We start from the raw sequence: 23,201 nt of genomic DNA, 5'->3' as shown, positions 1-23,201 counted from the left end.
ACACGGTGTACACCCGCCAGAACCAGAAGAACATGACCAGCGCCCAGCGGGCGAAGTTCGTCCGCGCGGTCCTGAAACTCAAGAGCAAGGGCATCTACGACGACTTCGTCCGCATACACGGTCAGTACTACGTCTCCGACGGCGACACCGGGCTCCGGGTCGGCCACATGACGCCCTCGTTCTTCCCGTGGCACCGCCGGCTGATCCTGGAGTTCGAGCGCAAGCTGCAGTCCGTGGACTCCAGCGTCACCCTGCCCTACTGGGACTGGACGCGGGACAACGCGAAGACCTCCTCGATCTGGGCGTCCGACTTCCTGGGCGGTGACGGCCGGCGGTCCGACGGCCAGGTCATGACCGGCCCCTTCGCCTACGTCAACGGCAACTGGCCGATCACCGTCGCCGTCACGGACGAGAAGTATCTGACCCGGCAGTTCGGCCGCCCGGACCGTCCGATCGGGCTGCCCACCAAGGCGGACCTCGACAAGGCGATCGCGGAATCGGTCTACGACACCTCCCCGTGGAACTCCACCGCCACCACCAAGGGCTTCCGCAACAGGATCGAGGGGTGGACGGTCAGCGAGACGCAGGGCGGACTCCTCCACAACCGGGTCCACCAGTGGGTCGGCGGCCATATGACGGGCGCCACCTCGCCCAACGACCCGGTCTTCTGGCTGCACCACGCCTTCATCGACCTCATCTGGCTGCGCTGGCAGCGCAAGTACCCGAAGTCGGGCTATCTGCCGGCCCGGCCGCTGGCCGCCTCCGACCCGCAGCACGGCCGCGTCGTCAGTCTGAACGAGCCCATGCCGCCGTGGAACACGAAGCCGTCCGAGGTCATGAACCTGCAGAACATCTACCGGTACGAGGAGAACTGACCCGCACCCGGACCGGCGGGCGAACGCACGAGTGCGGCCCCCCGCGAAGGCATCGCGGGGGGCCGCACCAGTGGGATGGGGGTGTTCGCCCCGGGCCGCCGGACGGACAGGTGACGGGACGGTCGGTCTGCGTCCCGCCGGCCCGCTGTGCCGGGCCGGTCGTCGTCCGGTCCAGTGGCCCTACAACTGTTGAGAACCGGGACTACCAGCCGCCCGAGACGTTCTCGCAGTGGTTGCCGAACGCCGGGTTCAGGAGACCGATCACGTTGACGGAGTTACCGCAGACGTTGACGGGCACGTGAACGGGGATCTGGGCCTGGTTGCCGGACAGAACGCCGGGGGAACCGACCGCAGCACCCTGGGCACCGGCGTCGGCGGCAGCCATGCCGGCGCCCGCAGCCAGAACGGCACCGGCCGCGGCGGTGATGGCGGCTGCCTTGGCAATACGCGACATCGAAATCTCCTTGATGGTGAAACCCAAACCGCAGGACCTGCGGCATTGACGCCCTGCGCAACGCGTATGTATGCCGCATAGTCACGCAGGTTGAGCCGAACTGGTGAACGTCACCGCCGGTGAGGACGGCCCCGACACCAAAGGCTCCGAAGCTTGGACGCTCCGGAGCCTTCGCGCGGGGGTGATGCGCCCTGTCCAACGACCACGGGCCCCACCGGTCACGGCCGGGGGCGGTGCATCGCACCCCTTCCACGGACATACCGTCGTATCGCATGTGCGATCGACACGACCTCGTTCGGTGGGTTTAGCGGTCAGGACTCGCTCTCTCAGGTGACATGCGGGCCCGGTCGGGCGCGGCCCGCCGTTACAGTCCGTTGCCATGAGTCAGACCAGCACCGCTCCGGACATCACCCGGCAGAGCCAGATGGGCACCCTCGCGGTGATCCCCTGGGCCGGCGAGCACATCGAGGACGAACGGGACATCGCGTTCCTCCTGGCCTACTCCCTCGGCGATGTCGAGGGCGGCCCCGAGGCCGCGGAGGCGGCCATCACCGCGGCGATCGAGGAGGTCGGCCTGCCGATCGGCGGGACCATCCTGGACATCGCCCAGGTGCCCAAGGCCCCCGTGAAGCTCCTCGTCGAGGGCGGCCAGGCCGTCCTGACCATGCCGTACCTGCACGCTGCCTGCCCCGTTCCCGAGCAGTGGGTGGACGCGGCCCGCGACCGCGGCATGGTGTATTTCATGTTCGCCACCCGGCCGTGGCCGGAGGCGGCACCGGGGAAGCCGGTCAGCGAAGAGGTGCTCAAGTCCTTCGTGGGCGACGAGACCATGCTGGCCGGGTCCGCGCACTGCTTCGTCCCGATCGGCTCCCTCCAGGGCTGACCGCCCCGGCCGTCACAGCGCGAAGGTCCCCGCCGGACAGTGCCGGCGGGGACCTTCGTGCTGACGTTCCGACGTGTTACGCCTGGGTGAGCAGCCCGGTACGCAGCCGGGTGAGCGTCCGGGTCAGCAGCCGGGACACATGCATCTGGGAGACCCCGAGCTCGGCGCCGATCTCGGACTGCGTCATCTCCTGGCCGAAGCGCATCCGCAGGATCGCGCGGTCCCGCTCGCCGAGTTCCGCCATCAGCGGCTTGAGAGCCTGCAGGTTCTCCACCGCCTCCATGCCCGGGTCGTCCTCGCCGAGCCGGTCGACGAACGAACTGCCCGCGGCCTCCTCGTTGTTCTCCCCCGCGGGGAGGTCCAGGGAGCCGGCGGTGTAGCCGTTGCTGGCCACCAGCCCCTCGTTCACCTCGGCCGGGGTCAGGTCCAGGTATTCGGCCAGCTCCGCGGTGGTCGGGGAGCGGTCCATCCGCTGGGAGAGCGCGTCCTTGGCCTGCGCCAGCGCGATCCGGCGCTCCTGGAGGCTGCGCGGTACATGGACGGCCCAGCTGGTGTCCCGGAAGAAGCGCTTGATCTCGCCGGTGATGTACGGAATGGCGAACGTGGTGAACTCGACCTCGCGCGACAGGTCGAACCGGTCGATCGCCTTGATCAGGCCGATCGTCCCGACCTGGACGATGTCCTCCATGTCCTCCGACCGGTTGCGGAACCGGCCGGCGGCGAACCGGACCAGGGACAGGTTCAGCTCGATGAGGGTGTTCCGCGCGTACTGGTGGTCGCGCGTCCCCTCCTCCAGGCTCTGCAGGCGGTCGAAGAAGAGCTTCGACAGGGCCCGCGCATCCTTCGGCGCGACCTTGCCCGCCTCCTCGATCCACGGCAGTTCCGTCATCGACGAGGCACAGCCGCCCGTGGCCTGGACATCGACCACAGCTGTGTCGTCCGAGTTCACTAGCGCTGTCATGTTCCTCATCCTCCCAGGAGCAACCGGCAATGGCACCCGCCTACCCGGGTCCATCGGTCCCACACCCATGAATCCCGGAATCGCTGTTGCACGTCCGTGACACCGGTCACACACGTCACGGACGTTGAATCGCCACTCTTCTCCTATCAACGTCCCTGGGGGGAACCGCTCATGTCCGCTCGTACCCGTGGCAGCACCGCCGTCGCCGTCGCTCTCACCGCCACCCTCACCGCCGCCACCGCGGCACTGCTCACCGGCTGCGGCCCGACGTCGGGCGCGCGGGCGGTCACCACTCCGCCGGCCGCCACCAACACCCCGAGCAGTGGCAGTTCCGCCGCTCCGGCCGGCGGTGCGACCCCGTCGGCCGGCACCGCTCCGAGCGCCAGTGCCTCCACCACTCCGGCCGGCGGCTCCACCCCCACGGGCACGCCCACCACGGCGGGCAGCACGCGCGCGCCGGTCCTGAACGGCACGGCGAACAGCAAACTGACCATCAGCGACGGCACCCGGTACGTGGTCATGAACGGCACCAGGGTGGACTTCGGCACCGCCGTCAGGGACCTGGCCTGGTCGCCGGACGGCCGCAAGGCCGCGTTCATCGACGGCGCCGGCAACCTCGCCCTCGCCAACCCGAACGGCACCGGACGCGTCACCGTCGCCCGGAACCCGGGCGGGCAGAACTGGTCGCACCCGACGTGGCAGGTGACGGCGTACGACTCGATTCCGGAGCTGTCCGGGCGGAGCAACATCCTCTTCGCGGTCCGGAAGAGCGGCGTCTCCGAGCTGGACAGCGTCCCCTCCAGCGCCGTCAACGGGACGCCGAAGAAGCTCGGTCTGGGCTGGGAGGCCGGCGACGAGGTGAAGCCCGTCCCGCAGACCGGCAACGTCTGGCCGAGCGCGGGCGGCACCCACGGCAGCGCCGTGTACGCGAACTCCGGCACCGGCGAGGTCTTCATCCGTGACGACTACGTCCGCCAGCAGGGATCCGCGCTCACGCACGGCTCGCAGCCGGCGATGTCGCACTCCGAGCACGAGGAGGTCGTCTTCGTCCGCTCGGTCGGCGGTCACGACCACCTGTTCCTGGAGAACCCGACGGACGCCGGCCCGGTCTTCAAGGACCTGACGCCGTACGCCACCACGGACTACACCGAGCCCGCCTGGGCCCCGGACGGCAGCACCATCGCCGCCAGGACGCCGGCCGGCATCGTCACGCTCTCCACGAAGAGCTCCGCCGCGCCGAAGCTGGTGTCCACCTACACCGGGCTGCCGTCCTACCGCGGCTGATCCCCGGGTGCTCCGGGCCGGTCCCGGGCGGCGAGTTCGGCGCGCAGCTCTTCGAGGTGCGCGTCGGACGTGTCGTGCGGCAGGAACTCGACGATGTCGAGGAAGCGGAACAGCACCTGGGTGCCGGTGACGGCGAACTCGTAGTCGCCGAAGCCCACCACCGCGCCCGTCGCACCCCGTACCGCGCCCCGGACGACATGTCCGGTCAGCTCGTCCGGCCGCTGTGCCGACAACCCGCGGCGCGCGTTCGGACGGGCCAGGTAGGGGCAGACCATCGAGGCGTAGAGCATGCAGGCGCGGTGCCCCGGGCCCTCCAGGGTGGGGGCGAGATTGCGGTACGGGCGCCCGGCGGCCAGCGCGTCGGCGATCGCGGCGCTCTCCGCGGCACCCACCACACGCCACACCGGTCCTGGTGGCATCAGCGTGTCGCAGACCGAACACCGCCGCATGCGGGCGCAGTCGGCGCTGCGGCCGTAGTCCGTCAGCGCGAACTGCGGCTCGTCCCCGTCCCACGGGGTGATGGCCGGAACGGGATAGCCGCGGAGGTCACGCGGCCTGGCCCGGACGGTCGACGGCATCGGCACTGTCTCGAATCGCACGGGCCATGCCTACCAGGCACGCACCCTCGTCCGGCAGGCCGGGTGGGGCTGGGCTCGGAATATCAAGGTCCTGGGTTCTCCGTCGTGGAGATTCCCGCGCTCCGGAGAGGCGGTCTCGACACGACAAGTGGTGCGGTGGCTCAGGAGGGTCGGTTCGGACGTACGGGTGGAGACGGTCGAACGGTGTCGGTCCTGCGGTGGATCAGGCCGCGCAGGGGAGGCGGTCGAAGCGGTCGTCGTCCGCCGGGACCAGGGCGGGGGCGTCCGCGGCGGGCGTGAGGTGCGTGTCGCCGAGGCCCGCGGTGCGCGTCCGGGAGACGGGTGAGGCGCCGTGGGCCTCGGCACGGATGCGCTGCTTGATGGTGGGCGGCAGGGACCGTTCGCCGCGGGGCGCGCTCCCGGCGAAGGCCGCGAGGGGCGACAGCGGGACGGCCGGCGCGGTCCGCTCGGACGCCACGACCTCGCGACGGGCGGCACGGGCCGGGGCGGTGAGCCGCAGCGCGGTGAGGATCCCGGCGAGAACGCCGAGGAGGACGGTCCAGAACTGCGCGACCCTGGTGGTTGTGGCAGTTGCGGCGGTTGCGGTGCTTGCTGTGGTGGCCACGGCCCCTCGCTTTCGATCGGTTGGTCTGCGTATGTCCCTCATCATGTGGACGGGGCACGGCGATCTCGGGATCCGCGCCGCTTTTCGTATGAACACCACTCGGACGGGCCAACGGCCCCGCTCCGGGGCCCGCGCCCCGGGCTACCGTGGATCCGCGACGGACCGCCGTAGCGTGATGCCCGTCCGAGCAGATCCGCTCCGCCAGGAAAGAGCCCGCCATGTCGGACCGGCGTCCCCGGGCACTGCGCCCGCACAAGCGAGACCAGCGCAACCAGGCCGCGGACGCGGCCCCCGAGCGCTCCATGGAGCCCCGGCACCCGGCGGACGAGACGGCGGAGGCCGGTCCCGTGGAGAACAGCGTGATCGACGCGGCGCTCTACCGCGACGGCCACCGGATCGACACCCCTGCCACCCTCACCGAGGCCTACCGGAAGCTGCCCGACACCCCGGACGCCATGGCCTGGATCGGCCTCTACCGGCCGGCGGAGGACCAGCTGCTGGCCGCGGCGGCCGCGTTCGGACTGCACGAGCTGGCGGTCGAGGACGCCGTCGTCGCCCATCAGCGGCCGAAGCTGGAGCGCTACGGCGACACCCTCTTCGTCGTGCTGCGCGCCGCCCGCTACCTCGACGACGCCGAGGAGGTCGACTTCGGCGAGCTGCACCTCTTCGTCGGCCCGGACTTCGTCCTCACCGTCCGGCACAGCCAGTCGCCCGACCTGTCGACCGTGCGCGCCCGGCTGGAGGCCGATCCCGAGCTGCTGCGGCTGGGGCCCGAGGCGGTGCTCTACGCCGTGCTCGACTCCGTCGTCGACGGGTACGCGCCGGTCATCGCGGGCCTGCAGAACGACATCGACGAGATCGAGACCGAGGTCTTCGGCGGCGACCCGAAGGTCTCCCGCCGTATCTACGAGCTGTCCCGCGAGGTCGTCGAGTTCCAGCGCGCCACCCGCCCGCTGCTCAACATCCTCTCGGCGCTGACCGCCGGATTCGAGAAGTACGGCACCGACGAGGAGCTGCGGCGCTATCTGCGGGACGTCGACGACCACGCCACCACCGTCGTCGAGCGGGTGGACGGCTTCCGGCAGATGATCGCGGACATCCTCGCCGTCAACGCCACCCTGGTCACCCAGGCGCAGAACGAGGAGATGAAGCAGCTCGCCGAAGCCAGCAACGCCCAGAACGACGAGATCAAGAAGATCTCGTCCTGGGCGGCCATCCTCTTCGCCCCGACCCTGATCGGCACGGTCTACGGCATGAACTTCGAGACCATGCCCGAGCTGAAGTGGGTCTTCGGCTACCCGTTCGCCATCGGGCTGATGGGCGTGGTCTGCGTCGGGCTGTACATGGTCTTCAAGCGGCGCAACTGGCTGTGAGGGACGACGCCGCGCTTCATGCCCAGAGCGTCTGGGCGACGGCCACACCGGTGTAGACGGCGCCCAGCCCGGCGGTGATGCTCACCACCACGTTCGCGGCGGCGAAGAACCGGGCCCCGTCCTCGGCCAGCCGCAGCGTCTCGAAGGAGAACGTCGAGTACGTCGTCAGCGCCCCGCACAAGCCGGTGCCCAGCAGCAGCTGCACGGAGGACGAGGCGGCCCCGGCGGTCACCGCGCCGGCGACGATGCCGAGCACCAGGCAGCCGGCCACATTGACGGTGAACGTTCCCCAGGGAAAGGCCGTCTCGTGCCGGGCCTGGACGCAACGGTCGGTCAGATAGCGCAGCGGGGCGCCGACGGCGGCGCCGGCGATGACGAGCAGCCAGTTCACCGCGCCTCACCCCGGACCGCCAGGCGGCGGGTCAGCACGGCGGCGGTCCACACGGCCGCCAGGGCGGCGAGCGCCGTCCCCGCCAGATAGGCCAGACCGGTCCCGGCCTCGCCCTGCTCCAGCAGGTTTCGGATGTCCACGGCGTAGCTGGAGAAGGTGGTGAAGCCGCCCAGCACCCCGGTCCCGAAGAACGGCCGCACCAGCCGGTGCGCGGTCCACACCTCGCTGATCAGCACCATGAACACCCCGATCACGGCGCAGCCGACGGTGTTGACCAGCAGCGTCGTCCAGGGGAAGCCGCCGACGGGCGTGGGCCAGAGCAGCGCGGCGCCGTACCGGGCGCAGGCGCCAGCCGCACCGCCCAGCGAGATCACGCCGAGTACCGACACCTGGTGGCGCACCAGCTCGTCGCGCTGCGCCGGCACGCGCAGATCGACATCGGGGTCGATGGGCTCGTTCACCACTTCGCGACGGGACATCGCGCTCAACGATACCGGCCGGGCCCCGACGGCCTGCCGGTCAGCGGTTGAAGGTGTCGATGTTGCCGATCTTCCAGACACCGTCCTGGTGGACGGCGTCCACGGCGAACATGGCCGCCGCGTAGGTCGTCTCCTCCTTCGGCGCGGTACGGGTGTTCCGCTGGTCCGCGAAGATCAGCACCCGGGCCCGGTCGCCGTCGATCAGCTCCACCCCGCTGTCGGTGACCGTCGTCGTCAGGACGAGCTTCTGCACCGGCGCCTGCTTGCGCACCTGGGCGAGCATGTCCGCGTACTGCTGCACCGCCTTGCCGGTCAGCAGCTTCTTCGCCGCCTGGTCCGTCCGTGCGGTGTCGGCGTAGTTGTAGGAGAAGACCGAGTTCACCGCCTGCGTCACCATGCCCTTGACCTCGCTGGTGCGGGCGGTGTCGGTGAGGGCGGTGTTACGGGTGGCCGCGGTGTCGTGGAGCGTGGCCGCCTCCATAGCGGCCCAGCCGGCGAACCCGCCGAGCAGCACCGTCAGCAGGCCCAGGGCCGCCACGACCCGGTGGAGCACGCTGCCGCCGCGGCCCCGGCCGGGCTTCTTGACCGACGGTTTCTGCGCGGGCTTCCGATCCCGTTTCTGCTTCTGTTCCGGCTTCTGTCCGGGCTTGTCCTGCTCGGGCGCGGGCGGCGGTCCCGGGCGCGTCCGGTTCGCGGGCGGTGCGGCGGCCAGGCGGCGCTGCCGGTTGATGAGGTGGCGGGTCGTCGACATGTACGCGGGTCCTCTCGGGTCCTCTAACCGGCGGCGGACGGCTGCGAAGTGGGGGCGGTCTCCCCGACCGGCGCCTGGCCGAGGGCACTGAGCTTCCAGCCATCAGGCGTACGGGTCAGCTCGCCGAGCAGCCGGCTCTCCTTGGCCGACGGCTGGCTCTTGGGCGCGGTGACCGTGATCCGCAGCGCCACCATCACGCTCGCCTTTCCGGCCCGGACGTCCAGCTCGGTCACCGAGCCGGACAGCACCTTCGCCGTGGTCACCGTCTGCGCCTGCCGCACCTGCTTCTCGAACTCCGCCCTGCCCTGCACCAGTTGGGTGCGCAGGTCCCCGGTGGTCGAGTTCTGCCAGGTGTCGAGGCCCTGGGTCAGGTTCTTGTGGTCGAGGGTGTTCATGTTCTGCACGCCCTGTTGACCGGCGGCCAGCACCTGCTCACGGGTCTGCGCGTACCCGGCGGAGTCGTCGTGCGCCGCCCCGTACCAGGCCCAACCGCCCCAGCCGGCGGCGGCCGCCGCGAGGACGGCCAGCGCGACGGCTGCCACCAGCAGCGGGTTCCACGTCTTCGTACCTGCCATCTGCCTCTCCCCTACCGGGACGTGATGTCGGTGATCTGCCAGTGCCCGTCGTGGAACCGGGCGGTCACCGACAGCTGGGCCGCCGCGGTGGTGGCCTTCTTTCCCTTGCGCTCCGCCGTCTGGTCCAGGAAGACGAGGAGCTGCGCGCTGTCGCCGTCGAGCCGGGTGACCCCGGCCCGCACCACATGGGTGGTGAGTGTCAGCTTCTGCGCGGCCACCTGCTGCTTGACCTGCCCGAACAGCGCCTCGTACTGTCCGGCCGCCGTTCCGGCGAGCAGTTCCCTCGCCGCCAGCTCGGTGGCCTGGGTGTCCTCGGGCGTGTACGAGAAGACCTTGCCGAGGGTGTTGCTGACATCGCCGATGACCCGGCTGGTGGCTCCCGTGTCGGTGAGCGCCGTGTTGGACGTGGCCTCCGGGTCCGTCAGCTGGGAGGTCCGGATCAGCAGTCCGACACCCGTCAGCAGCAGTACGGCGAGCAGCCCGGCGACGATCGCGGCCGCCGGGGTGACGCGACGCCGCAGGCCCGGTGTGGGCGCGTCCTCGGGCTCCTCGACCGCATCCGCCCTCCCGACCGTCTCTTCCGCCTCGTCGGCGGGCTCGGTCCTGGTGTCTTCTGTGGTGCTCACGTTCGCCGCCCTCTCTCCGGATCAGCCCGCACCGACGGGTACCGCGTTGATCGCCGTGAGCCGCCAGCCCCCGGAGGTACGGGCGAGCCCGGCCTCGAAGCGCTTGCGGTCGGTGGTGGGCGCGCCGCCGCGTGGGGTCACCGCCACCTGCACCGTCGCGATGAGCCTGGCCGTGCCCGACCGGGTGTCGAGTTCGGTGACGGCGGCGTCGGTGACGGTGCAGCGGGCGCTGGTGCCGGCCTGTTGCAGCGAGGTGTCGCTCTTGGCGTTGGTGCGGGCCATCTCGTCGTGCAGCGGCCCTGTGGTGGCGTCGAGCCATTGCCGCAGACCGGCCTGGACGTGCTGGGCATCGGTGCCGTCGATGCTGTTGAGACGGACGATGTTCTGCCGCCCGTCGGCGAGGACGGCGTCGCGGGCCTTGGCGTAGGCGAGCGACTCGTCCGTCCGCGCCTGCCGGTACGACCAGCCGGCGAAGGCGCAGAACACCACGATCGCCGCCGCCACCGCCCAGGCGACGGCTCCTCTGACCGCCGCAGGAACCGTCGGCGGAGTGGGGAGGGTCATCCGTCGGCCGGTCATGGGCGCGGCTCCAGTCCGAGCAGTCCGCTCATGCCGGAGGGGCCGGCGGCCGGCAGGGACGGCAGGCCGAGGGCCGCGGGGAGGGTGCCGCCCGCGTCGGTGCCCAGCAGCAGCGCACCGGGCCGGGTCGCGGCCGGTACGCCGCCCTTCGGGGCGTTGGCGGAACCGCGGACGTTGATGCCGCTGCCCGGTGAAGCGGTGCAGCGCGCCCCGGTGTTGAGGGCCGGCGCGGTGCTGAGGTCGAGGCCGTTGCGGTACGTGGTCCCCCCGTATCCGGCGGTGCAGGGCAGCGGGGAGAAGAACGTCACCGACATCCCGAGGTTGGCGCCCTTGCCGTTGATGGCCGTGGCACCGGCCGCGGCCACCGCCGGGAGCCGGACCAGCAGCTCCTCGATGCCGTGCTGGCGGGTGACGGCCACGTCCGACGTGGTCAGCAGGTTCGCGAGCACCACGCTGAGGCTGGGGTCGAGGTCCCGCAGCAGCGCGCTGATCTGCGTCGCGGCTTCAGGCGCGGCCGTGATCAGCCGCCGCAGATCGGCGTCGGAGCCACTCAGCTGGGCGGCGAGGTCCTTGGCGCTGATGGCGAACGACCGGATCGCGTCGCCCTCCTGCGCCTGGGTGCCCAGCACGGTCGCCCCGTCGATCATGAGTTTGGTGGTGGTGGGCTCGGCCCGGTTCGCGGCCTGGATGAAGTCGGTGCTGTTGTCGACGAGGGACTGCAGGTTGTCCCCCTGGCCCTGGAACGCCTTGCCGAACTCGTCGACCACGGTCTTCAGCGATGTCAGCGGCACGGAGGAGGCGAGGGTGTCGACGCTGGTGAGCAGGTTCGTCACCGGCGCGGGGGTACGGGTGTCGGACACCGGGACGCGCGAGCCGTCCGCCAGATACGGCCCGCCGTCCGCCGTCGGGCGCAGGTCGATGTACTGCTCGCCGACCGCGGACAGATTGGCGACCACGGCCTGCAGCCGGGAGGGGATGGGCGGCGCCGAGTCGTTGATCCGCAGCTCGGCCTCCACACCGTCGTCGGTGAGCGTGATCGGTCCGACCCGGCCGACGGAGACTCCGCGGTAGGTGACGTTGGAGTGGGTGAACAGGCCGCCGGCCTCCGGAAGTTGGACCTTGACGACGTAGTAGCCGCGCATGCCGAAGTAGTGGCCGAGGTCGGCGTACCGGGCGCCGATGAAGCCGAGGACGAGGACGGCGATCACGAGGAAGGCGACGTTCTTCAGCCGGGTGCCGAGGGTGATCATGAGTGCCCCCCCGCCGAGGGCGACGGCACGGTCCTGACCGGTCCGACGGACGGCAGCGGGAAGAGCGACGACCTGGCGCCGTCCGTCCCGCCGACGTCGGCACCCGCGTCCGTACCGCCGGTATCGGTACCGGCGTCGGTGCCTGCGTCGGTGCCCGCATCCGTGCCCGCATCCGTTCCGGCGTCCGTTCCCGCATCCGTTCCGGCGTCCGTGCCCGCATCCGTTCCGGCGTCGGTCCCGGCGTCCGTACCCGCGTCCGTCCCCGCGTCCGTTCCCGCATCGGTCCCGGCGTCCGTACCCGCGTCCGTCCCCGCGTCCGTGCCTCCCACGTCCTCGCCCGGGTCGCTGGTCGGCGGCGGGTAGACATTGTCGGCGAAGTCGAGTTCCGGGACGATCTGCGTGCCCGGCGCGGCCGTCATGTCCAGGTAGACGTTGAGGTAGTCGCCCTTGACACCGCTGAGCACCTCGTCCGTGAACGGGTACGTGAGCAGCACCTGGAGCGAGTCCGGCAGCGCCTTCCCCGAGTCGGCGAGCCGCTGCAGGGTGGGCGCGAGCGCCTTGAGGTCGGCGACCATGTCGTCCTTGCTCCTGTTCACGGTGGTGACCGCGACATCGGACAGGGTGCCGAGCGAGCGGAGCATCGTCACGAGCGAACCGCGCTGCTCCTCCAGCACCTTCAGGCCGGGGCTGAGCCCGGTGAGCACCGTGCCGATCTGCCGATCGCGGGTGGCGAGGGTCGCGGAGAGGTGGTTGACGCCGTCGAGCGCCGCGGTGATGTCCTGCTTGTGGCCGTCCAGGTCCGTGACGAGGGCGTTGACGCGGGTCAGCATGGAACGCACCTGCGGTTCGTTGCCCTGCAGGGCCTTGTTGAGCTCCACGGTGATCGTCTTCAGCTGGTTGACGCCGCCGCCGTTCAGCAGCATCGACAGCGCGCCGAACACCTCCTCGACCTCCGGGTTGCGGTTGGTGTGGTCGAGCGGGATGCGGGCGCCGTCGCCGAGCCGGCCGGTGCCGGTCTCCCCGCCCGTCCGCCGGTCCGGGGCGGCGAGCTGGATGAACTTCTCGCCCAGCAGGCTGGACTGTTCGAGGTGGGCGTACGCGTTGGCCGGCAGCACGACCTTGCCGTTGACGCGCATCGTGACCTTCGCCGTCCAGCCGTTCGGCGCGAGGTCGATGGCGGTGACCCGGCCCACGGCCACGTCGTTGACCTTGACCGCCGACTGCGGGACGAGGCTCAGGACGTCGGCGAACTCGGCGGTGACGGTGTACGGATGGCTGCCCAGGTCGGCGCCGCCCGGCAGCGGCAGGCTGTCGATCCCGCCGAGCCCCGGCGCCGAGCAGCCGGCCAGGACGAGCGTGAGGGCCAGCGCGGCGGCGGCCCGGTCCGTACGTCTCACCGGGTCGCTCCCTGCGTGCCGTAGACGGTGCCGACGGTCGGCAGCGGGAAACTCAGCTCGTTGATGTCGGCCCGGCCGTCGATCGTCCGGTGCGCCGGGTCGTACGCGTTGAGGACGTTGTCGGCCGCGAGCGGCGCGGTGTCGAGCGCCTCCGCGATGGAGGCCCGCTGGTCGACGAGGGACTGGGTGAGCGGCGCGAGCTGGTCGACGACCGACTTGAGCCGGGTCCTGTTGTCGTGGATGAAGCCCTTCACCTCGCCCAGAGCGGTGGCGAGCTGTTTCAGCGCACCGGCGAGGTTCTCCTTGTCCTCGGCGAGGAAGCCGGTGACCTCGGAGAGCTGCTGCGCGGCCCGGTGGACGTTGCCGTCGTTGTTCTTCAGCATCGTCGTGAAGGACTGCAGATAGGTGATCGTGTCGAAGAAGGTGCCGCTGTTCAGCGAGAGCGTCTTGGTGACCTTGCCGAGCTGCTCGATGGTGTCGCCGAGCAGCTTGCCGTTGCCGCCGAGGTTCGCGGCGCCGGTGTCGAGCAGTGCGGAGAGCGAGCCCGTGGAGTTCGCGCCCTTGGGGCCGAGCGCGTCACTGATCCTGGTGATGCTCTCGTAGAGCTGGTCGACCTCCACCGGGCCGGCGGTGCGGCTCGACGGGATCGTCGCCCGGTCGCCGATCTGCGCGCCGCCGGTGTACGCGGGGCTCAGCTGGATGTAACGGTCGGAGACGATGCTGGGGGCCACGACGACGGCGCCCGCGTCGGCCGGCACCTTCACGCCCTTGTCCAGCGTGAGGTTCACCCGCACCTGGCGGCCTTCGGGGGTCACCGAGTCGATGCTGCCGACCTTCACGCCCAGGACCCGCAGATCGGAGCCGGGGTACACGCCGACGGCCTGGTCGAAGTAGGCGGTGATGCGCTTGCCGCCGCTGCCGCCGAACACGTACACGCCACCGGCGACCGCGACCAGGACGAGCAGCAGGACGGTGCCGAGCGCGATCCGGCGCCTTCTGGACAGGTGTGCCGTCATCAGCGACCGCCCTGGGACTTGGGTGGCATGCATCCGGTGGTGGGAGGCGTGCCGGCGGGCAGGTAGTTCCGCGGGACGAGCCCGCAGAGGTAGCTGTCGAACCAACGGCCGTTGCCGACCGTGTTGCCGACCAGCCGGTAGTAGGGCCCGATCGCGGCGAGGGCGGCGTCGAGGCTCTTCTGGTTCTTCAGCAGCACGGTGGTGACGCGGCTCAGCGCGCTGAGGGTGGGCTCCAGCTGCTTGTTGTTGTCCTCGACGAGGCCGGTCAGCTGGGTGCCGAGGTCCTGGGTGCCGGTCAGCAGCCCGTGGATGGCGTCCCGCCGCTTCTGCAACTCGCCCAGCAGCAGGTTCCCGTCCGTGATCAGCTTCTCGAACCTGCTCTGCTGTCCGGCCAGCGTCGCGGTGATCTGCTTGCTGCCCGCCAGCAGCTTGGCCAGCTGGCTGTCGCGGTCGGAGATCGTCTTCGACAGGGCGGAGAGCCCGGTGACGGCGGTGCGCACCTGGGGCGCGGTGTCCTTGAACGTGGCGGAGATGGTGTCGAAGCTCTTGGCGAGCTGCGCGGTGTCGATCTCCCCGAAGGTCTGCCCGAGCCCGTTGAACGCCTGCGTCACGTCGTAGGGGGAGGTGGTGCGGGTGGCCGGGATGCGCCGGCCGGGGTTCTGCGCGGCGGAGCCGAGCGGGTCCAGGGCCAGGTACTTCTCGCCGAGCAGCGTCTTGATGCCGATCGCGGCCCGGCTGGCGTCGCCGATCCAGGTGTCCTTGACCTTGAAGGTCACCTTCACCTTGCCGCCGTCGAGTCCCACGCCGGTGACCTTGCCGACCTTCACCCCGGCGACCCGCACCTCGTTGCCGGGGTCGAGCCCCGCCGCCTCGGTGAAGTCCGCCGTGTACGTGGTGCCGCCGCCGATGAACGGCAGCGCGTCGGCGTTGTAGACGACCACGCCCAGCAGGGCGAGGACGAGCAGCCCGACGATGCCGACGGTGACGGGGTTGCGCTCCGCCATCGGCTTCGGGCGCCGCCCCGCCGCCCGCCGGCGCAGCCGCGCCACCCGCCCGCTCATGACCTGCACCGCGCTTCGGTGATCGCGATACCGGTCGGCGCCTTGCTGCCGTCCGAAGTGGTCACGCCCGACACCTTGGCCTCGCAGAGGTAGAGGTTGAGCCAGGACCCGTACGACGCGAGGCGGGCGATCGTCCGCATCTTGACGGGCGTCTTCTGCAGGAAGTTCTCGATCTGCGGGGTGCTCGCGGCCAGGTTGGACGACAGCCGGCCGAGCTGGTGGATGTCCTCCTTCAACGGCGCCCGGCCGTCGTCCAGCAGCCCCGCCGTGCTGGTGGTGAGCTGGGAGATCGCGGTGATCGCGTCCCCGATCGGCTGCCGGTCGCCCGCGAAGCCGGTGACGAGGGTCTGGAGGGTGCCCACCAGCTCGTTGAAGCCCTGTTCACGGGTGTTGACGCTGGTCAGGACGGTGGTGAGGTTGTCGATCACCTCGCCGATGACCTTGTCCTTGGCGGCGAGGGTGGTGGTCAGCGAACCCACGTTCCTGATCAGGCTGTTGACGGTGCCGCCCTCGCCCTGGAGCACCTGGATGATCTCCCCGGCGAGCTGGTTGACGTCCTTGGGCGACAGCCCCTCGAAGAGCGGCTGGAACCCGTTGAACAACTGGGTGAGGTCGAGGGCGGGCGAGGTGCGGTCCAGCGGGATGGTGGAGCCGGGTGTGAAGGCCCGGTCCATCGGCCCGGTGCCCTGCTGCAGGTCGATGTAGCGCTGGCCGACCATGTTCAGGTACTTGATCGACGCGGTCACCGAGGCGGGCAGCGCCCGGCCCTTCTCGACCGAGAACGTCACCTGGGCGAGCCGCCGGTCCACCACCCGGATGTCCTCGACCTGGCCGACCTTCACCCCGGCGATCCGCACGCTGTCGCCGGTGATCAGCCCGGTGGTGTCGGTGAACCGCGCTTTGTAGCCGACGGTGTCCGCGATCCCGGTGTTGGCGATGCTGAAGGCCAGCACCGTGGTGGCCAGGGCCGTCACGAGGATGAAGACGATCGACTTGATGAGCGGGCCCGCGATGCTCCGGCGCCTCACTTGAGACTCACCTCCGCCCCGCGGAAGACCGGTCCGGCCAGCAGGCTGCTCCAGTCGGGAAGGGACTGCGGCGAGGCGTTCATCGCCGGTGCCAGCAGTTCGTTGACGAGTTCGTTCTCCTGCGGCGAGTTGGGCAGCCCCAGACCGCCGTTCCCGCTCCCCGCACCGGTGACGGTGAGGCCCGTCGTGGCTGTCGGGGGCGCCGTGGCCAACGGGCCCGTGAGCCCCGGCGCCACCGTGTCGTCCGTCCGGGTCGGCCGGCCGAGGTACGGCACCGGGTAGCAGTTGGGCCCGGTGCTCGCCGTGAACGACGGCTTGTCCTTGCCGGGCAGGTACTTGCCCCGGGAGGGCACGGTCCGCACGGTGACATGCAGTCCGGGCTCACTCGTGCCCTTGCCGAGCGCCTTGTCCATCGCCGGCACGAAGTTGGCCAGCGTGCGCAGGGTGCAGGGAAACGAGGGCGCGTACTCGCCGAGCAGCTGGAGCGTTCCCCTGCTGTCCGCCGACAGCCGGATGATGGTGTCCTGGTTCTGCCGCAGGAACGCTGTCAGGTCCTGGGAGGTGCTGGTCGTCGACCCGTACAGGGTGCTGAGGTTGGCGCGCTGCTCGGCGATGGTGCCGCTGGTCGTCGTGAAGTCGGTGAGCGCCTGCAGGATGTCGGGGGCGGCGTCGCCGTAGACGCGGCTGACCTTCACCAACTCCTGGATGTCCCGGTTGAGCGTCGGCAGGTTCGGGTTGAGCTTCGCCAGATAGGCGTCGAGGGTGACGAAGCTGTCGCCCAGCTTGGTACCGCGGCCCTGCAGGGCCTGCGAGACGGCACTGAGGGTGGCGGAGAGCTTCTCCGGCTGCACCGCGGTCAGCAGCGGCAGCACGTTGTCGAGCACCTGCTCCAGCTCGATGGCGTTGCTGGAGCGGTCCTGCGCGATGGTGCTGCCGGCCAGCAGCTTCGGGCCCGAGGTGGTCCGCGCCGGCGGTACGAGGGCCACGAACCGCTCCCCGAACAGCGTCGTCGGCAGCATCTGCACGGTGACGTCGGCCGGTATGCCCTTCAGCTTGTCCCGCTGGATGGCCAGCGTGACGCGGGCGCCGTCGCCGTCGGCGGTGATGCCGCGCACCTGGCCGACGACCACCCCGCGCAGCTTCACGTCCGCGTACAGGTGCATCGCGTTGCCGACGCTGCCGGTCCTGACGGTCACCGTCGCGTCGTCGGAGAACTCCTTGTCGTAGACCGCCACCGAGAGCCAGATGAGCAGCGCGGGGACCAGCAGGAAGACCACTCCCGCGAAGCGGCGTCGCACGGTGAGGGCGTTCATCCGGCCACCCGCACCGTCGTCGTGGTGCCCCAGATGGCCAGGCTCAGGAAGAAGTCGGTCACGCTGATCACCACGATCGCGTTCCGCACCGACCGGCCGACCGCCACCCCGACCCCGGCGGGGCCGCCCTCGGCGTGGAAGCCGTAGTAGCAGTGCGCGAGGATCACCGTCACGCTGAAGACGATCACCTTGAGGAACGACAGCAGGACGTCGTCGGGCGACAGGAACGTGTGGAAGTAGTGGTCGTAGGTGCCCGACGACTGGCCGCTCACGAAGACCGTGACCAGCCGTGAGGCGAGGTACGAGCTGACCAGGCCGATGCCGTAGAGCGGGATGATCGCGACGACGCCCGCGATGATCCGGGTCGTCACCAGGTACGGCATGCTGCGGATGCCCATCCCCTCCAGGGCGTCGACCTCCTCATTGATGCGCATCGCGCCGAGCTGCGCGGTGAAGCCGGCGCCCACGGTGGCCGAGAGGGCGAGGCCCGCCACCAGGGGTGCGATCTCCCGGGTGTTGAAGTACGCCGAGACGAAGCCGGTGAACGCGGCGGCGCCGACCTGGTTGAGCGCCGCGTGGCCCTGGAGTCCGACGACCGTGCCGGTGAAGAGCGTCATCGCGATCATCACGCCGACGGTGCCGCCGATGACCCCGAGCCCGCCGCTGCCGAACGCCACTTCGGCCAGCAGCCGCTGGATCTCCTTGAGGTAGCGGCGCAGGGTCTTGGGGATCCACAGCAGCGCGGTGATGTGGAAGATCAGATGGTCGCCGAGCCGGTCCAGCCAGCCGAACCAGCGGTCGGACCGGGCGCCGGGGCGGTACGCGGCCGGTCCGCTCCGGTCCGGCGGGACGGGGGCGTCCTGCGGCGCGTCCTTGTCGAGAAGGGCCATCGGTCAGGATCCCTTCGCGGGGACGATCTGCAGATAGATCCCCGTGAGCACCATGTTCACGAAGAACAGCAGCAGGAAGGTGATGACCACCGACTGGTTCACCGCGTCGCCGACGCCCTTCGGACCGCCGCGCGGATTGAGGCCCCGGTAGGCGGCGACGATGCCCGCGATGAAGCCGAAGATCAGCGCCTTCAGCTCGCTGATGTAGAGGTCGGGGAGCTGGGCGAGGGCCGAGAAGCTGGCGAGATACGCGCCCGGCGTGCCGTGCTGCATGATCACGTTGAAGAAGTAGCCGCCGAGCGTGCCGACGACCGAGACCAGTCCGTTGAGCAGCACCGCCACGAACATCGCGGCCAGCACCCGGGGGACGACGAGGCGCTGCACCGGCGAGACGCCCATGACCTCCATCGCGTCCAGTTCCTCGCGGATCTTGCGCGACCCGAGGTCCGCGCAGATCGCGGAACCGCCCGCGCCCGCGATCAGCAGGGCGACGATCAGCGGGCTCGCCTGCTGGATGATGGCCAGCACGCTGGCGCCGCCGGTGAACGACTGGGCGCCGAGCTGCTGGGTCAGCGATCCGACCTGGAGCGCGATCACCGCGCCGAACGGGATCGACACGAGGGCGGCGGGCAGGATCGTCACGCTCGCGATGAACCAGAACTGCTCGATCAGCTCCCGGACCTGGAACGGTCTGCGGAACATCGCGCCGACCGTCGTCACGGCGAGCGAGAAGAGCCGGCCGGTCTCGCGCAGCGCGCCCAGCCCCGGGACCGGCCGCCGCACGGGAGGCGCCGCCGGCTGCGGCGCGGGTGCGGGATCCAGGGGCGGATCCAGCGGGGGAGCCGTCATGACGGCCCTCCGCCCGCGCGGCCGGCGGGTGCGGCCTGCCCGGCGACGACGTGCCCGGTGCGGTCGAAGCTGGACTCGATCGCGTGCCGCGCGGCCGGCGGCAGCGTGTCCAGCAGACCGAGCACCCGCTCCCTGCGGCGCAGTACCGCCCGCCGGACCGGCAGCCCGGGGGTCGGCTCCAGCTGTGGCTCGATGGCGCGGGGCACCGAACTGCTCCCGGTGACGCCGTGCCGCTCCTCCAAAGCCATCGTGGCCTCGTCCTTCTCCTCCGACATCCCGATCGGACCGGCCCGGTGCCCGCCGAGGAACTGCGCCACCACCGGTTCCTGGCTGGTCAGCAGCACCTCGCGCGGGCCGAAGGCGACGAGCCGGCGGCGGAAGAGCATGCCCATGTTGTCCGGCACGGTGGAGGCGATGTCGATGTTGTGCGTGACGATCAGCATCGTCGCGTCGAGCTGCGCGTTCAGATCGATGAGCAGCTGCGAGATGTACGCGGTGCGGACCGGATCGAGCCCGGAGTCCGGCTCGTCGCAGAGAATGATCTGCGGATCGAGCACCAGCGCGCGGGCCAGTCCGGCGCGCTTGCGCATGCCGCCGGATATCTCGCCGGGTAACTTCCCCTCGGCGCCCAGGAGTCCGACCATGTCCATCCGCTCCATCACGACGCGGCGGATCTCGGATTCCTTCTTCTTGGTGTGTTCGCGGAGCGGAAAGGCGATGTTGTCGAAGAGGGACATCGACCCGAACAGCGCGCCGTCCTGGAACATCAGGCCGAAGAGCTTGCGCGCCTCGTACACATCGCGTTCCGGGCTGTTCACCATGTCGACGCCGTTGACCATGACCCGCCCGCGCTCGGGCTTGAGCAGCCCGATCACCGACTTCAGGAACACGGTCTTTCCGGTACCCGAGGGGCCCAGCATCACGCTGACCTCACCGGGCGGCAGAGTGAGCGTCACGTCCTGCCAGACGGTCTGACTGCCGAACGACTTGGTGAGGCCTTCGACGACCACTTCGATTCCCATTGCACCTCCCGGGATGGTTGGCCGGCGCCGTCCGCGGCGCCGGTGGCGGACTGGTCAGCGGTGCGGCAGCGGCGGGATCTGGATCTCGGTACCGGTCGAGGCGTCGCAGCCGAGTCCGGCCCAGGGCGCGCAGAGCCTGCCCTGGTTGAGGTTGAGCGAGTTCCCCGGCCCGGACACCGCCGCGGTGAAGAGCGCGTCGAGGTTCTCGCCGTGGGTCCCGCAGCCGGTGAAGGCGGGGATCGTCAGGTTCTCCTGGTGCAGCGGCCCGCCGTCGAGGATGGTGTAGTCCGGCTTGCCGTCACCGCCGCCGGGCATGTGCGCGTCCTGCAGCCCGACGAGCGCCAGCTGGATCGGCGCTCTGGTGCGGCAGTTGGGTCCCACATCGAGCGGTGTGCCGTTGATCCTGACGTCGTAGAGCCGGAGCCACTGATATCCGTGGATCGTGGTGATGACGTTCTGCTCGACGAAGTTGGTACCCGTCGTGACGATGGTCAGCAGCGGTTTCACCGGGTCGGGCGTGAGCGCCATCTTCGCCGTCGTGGGCACGAATCCGTAGGTCAGGAACGTGGAATCGGCGACCGGCAGCGTCATCGAACCGAGCGAGTCGAACTCGTAGTACTGCGGGGGATTCGGCTGTACCGCCATCCGCACGTTCATGTTGATGTAGGTCAGGGACGGGCCCTTGGCGCTGTGCGCGTCATTGATGACGGCGGCGCCGCTGAGCTTGTGGACGTTGGAGAATCCGGTCGCGTAGGCGCACGAGCCGAGATCGAACGTGGTCTCGGTGACCGTCGCGCCGGCATCCTGCTCGTCCTTCAGCGGAATGTGATCGAAGTCCAGCTTCCCCTTGGGCAGTACGTCGCAGTCGTACGTGCCGGAATGCACCGGCGGTTCGACCTTGATGGTGCTGTTGTGCGGCGCGCCCGGCTTGGGCGACGCACCCGGTGACGTACCCGCCGACGTACCCGGTGACGTACCGGGGGCGGAAGGCGTCGTGGGGGAGGACGGTGAGGCCGGTGCCGATGAAGAGGGTGAGGATGAAGGGGAGCCTGACGGGGTGGGGTCCGGAACGGGCACCGGCACCGCGCCCAGCAGCGTGTTCTGCCCGGCCTCCGGAGTGCACGCCACCTTCACGGGGGCGGCGGTGGCCGGTACGGGCGACGGCGTCGCGTCCGTCGCGGCGGCCTTGCCCGGTGTGAGCTCCAGGGCCAGCGCACCCGCGCCGAAGCTCACCTCGCCCGCCGCGGTGACGGTCACCGGCGGCACCTCGCCCTTGAACGTCAGCACCAGGTCGTCCTTGCCGGCCACCGCAACGGCGGGGGCCCGCAGTCCCGGCCAGGGGGCGTCGGCGGCCGAAGTGCCCTGGGTGACACGGGCGGTGAGACTTCCGGTGCCGGCCAGCGTTCCGGTGGTGTCCGGCACGAGCCCGTCGACGGCGGCGCGGGGCACCGTCACCGCCATGGTCGGATCACCGGGCTGGATCGGCCTGTTGACCGCCCCGGTGTCCGGGAAGAGCTGGGTCAGGACGACGTGCACCGGCTGATCGCCGCCGGGGAAGGCGCACCGGTAGGCCATCGTCAGCGGTCCGTCCCGTCCGGCCGCCGCGGAGCCGGATCCGGACAACAGCCCCGCCACGAGCGCCGCCGCCGCGAGGCCCGCCAGCCGCACCGTACGGCGTGGAACACCTGCACCCCTCATTGCGGCACTCCTCGGACTGGCTCGGCGCATACCTGCGGGGAATCACGAACTCGGTCGGGACGCAGGACACTACGTGCGGGTAATAACGAGGACAAGTGATCGAACACAGGAATGTTCCGCGATCTCGCGGCCATCGGATTTTTTGTCACTGAGTGATAAATGCGGAGCGGAGCTTTGTATTCCATTGAGTACCGGTGAGCAGCCGGGCGCCGCTGGGCGCGCGCTCCGCTGTGCGGACCCCGGCCCGTGGCTCCGGGCCGGGGTCCGCACAGCGGGTTGGCTCACGGGGAGGTGATCTGCAGGGTGGCGGGGCTCAGGACGTAGTTGGCGCTGTAGACGGCGCTGTCGCCGTTGTTGATCAGACCGAGGCAGATGCCCGAGACGTTGTACGCCTTCAGGTTCCCGCCGCTGACCGTCAGCACATGGGTGGAGTTGGTGTACTTGCCGGTGAGGGTGGCGGTGCTGCCGGCCGTCGGGCCGTTGAAGTCCGCGTTGCACAGACCGCTGATGTGGGCCTTGACGCCGGTGATGGTGCCGGTGGTGACGCCCGCGGAGTACGTCGCGGCGTTGAGCTTCCAGGGCAGGCCCTGGGCGGTGACGGTGAAGGAGATGCCGGCGGGACCCGAGCAACTGGTCCAGGTGACGGAGGAGATGCTCGCGATGGCGGTACCGGAGAGCCCGGTGCCGTTCGCGGCGCTGCCGGCGGCGTTGGACTTGGTGCACTTGAGCTGGGTGCCGGTGTTGGTGTCCGTCAGGATCGGGCTGGTCGCCACCGCTGTGAACGAGCCACCGCCGGTCACGGTCCAGGTGCCGGCCGCGGAGGCGGGAGAGGTGGAGAATCCGACGGCGGCGGCGAGGGCCGCACCGACGACGATGGTGCTCTTGGTCAGCTTGCGCACGGGCTGATCCTTTCAAGGAGTTGGCGTACCTGATTAACCGCGATCCACGCTGTTCAGGCGGGGATTGCGACTGCGGCTCAATACCTGGAACGCGGCACCGAATAAATTCGGCTGCCCTTGCGAATGGGCACGTTACGCATCGGTAACAGGGTGGCGCAATACTCCAGTCAGAGATTGGGAGAACGACCTTACTCCCGAGTATTTTCTTATCTCTGGAGCAATAGATTCCGGCTGAGAACTGTCCGGAAGTGAGCACGCACGCACCCCGGGGACCGGCCGCCGGTCACATGCCCCGTGCACGTTTACGGCCCCTGGGTGCTGCGCTCCGGCCGCCGTTGGTCTAT

25 protein-coding genes are annotated in these 23,201 nt (G+C 70.2%); 4 read left to right on the top strand and 21 right to left on the bottom strand.

What is annotated here, in order from left to right:
- The first annotated feature begins 5 nt into the window (after nt 1–5).
- Nucleotides 6–875, top strand: coding sequence for a tyrosinase family protein (locus C8250_RS23175; RefSeq protein ID WP_138351289.1), 870 nt, complete (start codon nt 6–8; stop codon nt 873–875).
- A 202-nt stretch (nt 876–1,077) separates the two neighbouring features.
- Here C8250_RS23175 and C8250_RS23170 read toward each other — a convergent pair whose 3' ends face one another.
- Nucleotides 1,078–1,329, bottom strand: a complete 252-nt coding sequence (locus C8250_RS23170; protein WP_138351288.1) for a chaplin — start codon at nt 1,327–1,329, stop codon at nt 1,078–1,080.
- Between the two features lie 379 nt (nt 1,330–1,708).
- On the opposite strand from C8250_RS23170, the gene C8250_RS23165 reads away from it, so the two are divergent.
- Nucleotides 1,709–2,212, top strand: coding sequence for a DUF5949 family protein (locus tag C8250_RS23165; protein ID WP_138351287.1), 504 nt, complete (start codon nt 1,709–1,711; stop codon nt 2,210–2,212).
- A 76-nt stretch (nt 2,213–2,288) separates the two neighbouring features.
- On the opposite strand, the gene C8250_RS23160 is transcribed toward C8250_RS23165, so the two are convergent.
- Entirely contained in the window at nt 2,289–3,101 is an 813-nt protein-coding gene (locus C8250_RS23160; RefSeq protein ID WP_232484939.1) for a SigB/SigF/SigG family RNA polymerase sigma factor, read from the bottom strand.
- A 243-nt stretch (nt 3,102–3,344) separates the two neighbouring features.
- Here C8250_RS23160 and C8250_RS23155 point away from each other — a divergent pair, with 243 nt between their 5' ends.
- Nucleotides 3,345–4,457 (top strand): PD40 domain-containing protein, encoded by a 1,113-nt coding sequence (locus C8250_RS23155; protein ID WP_138351285.1) that lies wholly within the window; start codon nt 3,345–3,347, stop codon nt 4,455–4,457.
- Here C8250_RS23155 and C8250_RS23150 read toward each other — a convergent pair.
- Together C8250_RS23150 and C8250_RS23145 are read right to left on the bottom strand one after the other, a co-directional pair.
- Nucleotides 4,445–5,056, bottom strand: a complete 612-nt coding sequence (locus tag C8250_RS23150) for a hypothetical protein (protein ID WP_244809302.1) — start codon at nt 5,054–5,056, stop codon at nt 4,445–4,447. The genes C8250_RS23155 and C8250_RS23150 overlap by 13 nt on opposite strands.
- Nucleotides 5,057–5,258: 202 nt before the next feature.
- On the bottom strand, nt 5,259–5,660 hold the full coding sequence (locus tag C8250_RS23145; RefSeq protein WP_138351284.1) for a DUF6344 domain-containing protein: 402 nt from the start codon (nt 5,658–5,660) through the stop codon (nt 5,259–5,261).
- Nucleotides 5,661–5,878: 218 nt separating this feature from the next.
- Between C8250_RS23145 and C8250_RS23140 the strand changes: the two genes are divergently transcribed.
- Nucleotides 5,879–7,033: a magnesium and cobalt transport protein CorA gene (locus C8250_RS23140; protein WP_138351283.1), complete on the top strand. Its 1,155-nt coding sequence runs from the start codon at nt 5,879–5,881 to the stop codon at nt 7,031–7,033.
- Between the two features lie 16 nt (nt 7,034–7,049).
- Here the strand turns inward: C8250_RS23140 and crcB are convergent, their stop codons facing one another.
- From crcB to C8250_RS23055, 17 genes are all read right to left on the bottom strand, one after another.
- Nucleotides 7,050–7,424 carry a fluoride efflux transporter CrcB gene (gene crcB / locus C8250_RS23135; protein ID WP_138351282.1) on the bottom strand — a complete coding sequence of 125 codons (375 nt, stop codon included), beginning with the start codon at nt 7,422–7,424 and terminating at the stop codon, nt 7,050–7,052.
- On the bottom strand, nt 7,421–7,903 hold the full coding sequence (locus tag C8250_RS23130) for a CrcB family protein (protein ID WP_138351281.1): 483 nt from the start codon (nt 7,901–7,903) through the stop codon (nt 7,421–7,423). The genes crcB and C8250_RS23130 overlap by 4 nt, the downstream gene beginning before the upstream one ends.
- Nucleotides 7,904–7,943: 40 nt before the next feature.
- Entirely contained in the window at nt 7,944–8,654 is a 711-nt protein-coding gene (locus tag C8250_RS23125) for a hypothetical protein (RefSeq protein WP_138351280.1), read from the bottom strand.
- Between the two features lie 23 nt (nt 8,655–8,677).
- A complete protein-coding gene (locus C8250_RS23120; protein WP_138351279.1) occupies nt 8,678–9,229 on the bottom strand; it encodes a hypothetical protein in 552 nt (183 codons plus the stop codon).
- Between the two features lie 11 nt (nt 9,230–9,240).
- A complete protein-coding gene (locus C8250_RS23115) occupies nt 9,241–9,855 on the bottom strand; it encodes a hypothetical protein (protein ID WP_138351278.1) in 615 nt (204 codons plus the stop codon).
- Nucleotides 9,856–9,876: 21 nt separating this feature from the next.
- Nucleotides 9,877–10,434 carry a hypothetical protein gene (locus C8250_RS23110; protein WP_232484889.1) on the bottom strand — a complete coding sequence of 186 codons (558 nt, stop codon included), beginning with the start codon at nt 10,432–10,434 and terminating at the stop codon, nt 9,877–9,879.
- Entirely contained in the window at nt 10,431–11,684 is a 1,254-nt protein-coding gene (locus C8250_RS23105) for an MlaD family protein (RefSeq protein ID WP_138351277.1), read from the bottom strand. The genes C8250_RS23110 and C8250_RS23105 overlap by 4 nt, the downstream gene beginning before the upstream one ends.
- Nucleotides 11,681–13,051: an MCE family protein gene (locus C8250_RS23100; RefSeq protein ID WP_232484937.1), complete on the bottom strand. Its 1,371-nt coding sequence runs from the start codon at nt 13,049–13,051 to the stop codon at nt 11,681–11,683. Before C8250_RS23100 ends, C8250_RS23105 begins: the two co-directional genes overlap by 4 nt.
- A 26-nt stretch (nt 13,052–13,077) precedes the next feature.
- On the bottom strand, nt 13,078–14,097 hold the full coding sequence (locus tag C8250_RS23095) for an MCE family protein (protein WP_232484888.1): 1,020 nt from the start codon (nt 14,095–14,097) through the stop codon (nt 13,078–13,080).
- Nucleotides 14,097–15,158, bottom strand: a complete 1,062-nt coding sequence (locus C8250_RS23090) for an MCE family protein (protein ID WP_138351275.1) — start codon at nt 15,156–15,158, stop codon at nt 14,097–14,099. The genes C8250_RS23095 and C8250_RS23090 overlap by 1 nt, the downstream gene beginning before the upstream one ends.
- Complete coding sequence (locus tag C8250_RS23085) at nt 15,155–16,186, bottom strand: MCE family protein (RefSeq protein WP_138351274.1); 1,032 nt, start codon at nt 16,184–16,186, stop codon at nt 15,155–15,157. The genes C8250_RS23090 and C8250_RS23085 overlap by 4 nt, the downstream gene beginning before the upstream one ends.
- Entirely contained in the window at nt 16,183–17,499 is a 1,317-nt protein-coding gene (locus tag C8250_RS23080; RefSeq protein ID WP_138351273.1) for an MCE family protein, read from the bottom strand. The genes C8250_RS23085 and C8250_RS23080 overlap by 4 nt, the downstream gene beginning before the upstream one ends.
- Complete coding sequence (locus tag C8250_RS23075) at nt 17,496–18,389, bottom strand: ABC transporter permease (RefSeq protein WP_138351272.1); 894 nt, start codon at nt 18,387–18,389, stop codon at nt 17,496–17,498. The genes C8250_RS23080 and C8250_RS23075 overlap by 4 nt, the downstream gene beginning before the upstream one ends.
- A gap of 3 nt (nt 18,390–18,392) precedes the next feature.
- On the bottom strand, nt 18,393–19,238 hold the full coding sequence (locus C8250_RS23070) for an ABC transporter permease (RefSeq protein ID WP_138351271.1): 846 nt from the start codon (nt 19,236–19,238) through the stop codon (nt 18,393–18,395).
- Entirely contained in the window at nt 19,235–20,260 is a 1,026-nt protein-coding gene (locus tag C8250_RS23065) for an ATP-binding cassette domain-containing protein (RefSeq protein WP_138351270.1), read from the bottom strand. Before C8250_RS23065 ends, C8250_RS23070 begins: the two co-directional genes overlap by 4 nt.
- Before the next feature lie 54 nt (nt 20,261–20,314).
- The gene (locus C8250_RS23060; RefSeq protein WP_187144954.1) at nt 20,315–21,958 is read right to left on the bottom strand and encodes a DUF6801 domain-containing protein; all 1,644 of its coding nucleotides are present in this window, start codon (nt 21,956–21,958) and stop codon (nt 20,315–20,317) included.
- A gap of 281 nt (nt 21,959–22,239) precedes the next feature.
- Nucleotides 22,240–22,857 (bottom strand): hypothetical protein, encoded by a 618-nt coding sequence (locus C8250_RS23055; protein ID WP_138351269.1) that lies wholly within the window; start codon nt 22,855–22,857, stop codon nt 22,240–22,242.
- Between the last annotated feature and the right edge of the window lie 344 nt (nt 22,858–23,201).

The organism is Streptomyces sp. So13.3, from assembly GCF_005860785.2.
Classification (GTDB): domain Bacteria; phylum Actinomycetota; class Actinomycetes; order Streptomycetales; family Streptomycetaceae; genus Actinacidiphila; species Actinacidiphila fildesensis.
Note: the sequence above shows the minus strand (reverse complement) of the source record. Positions and strands in the feature narration are given on the sequence as shown.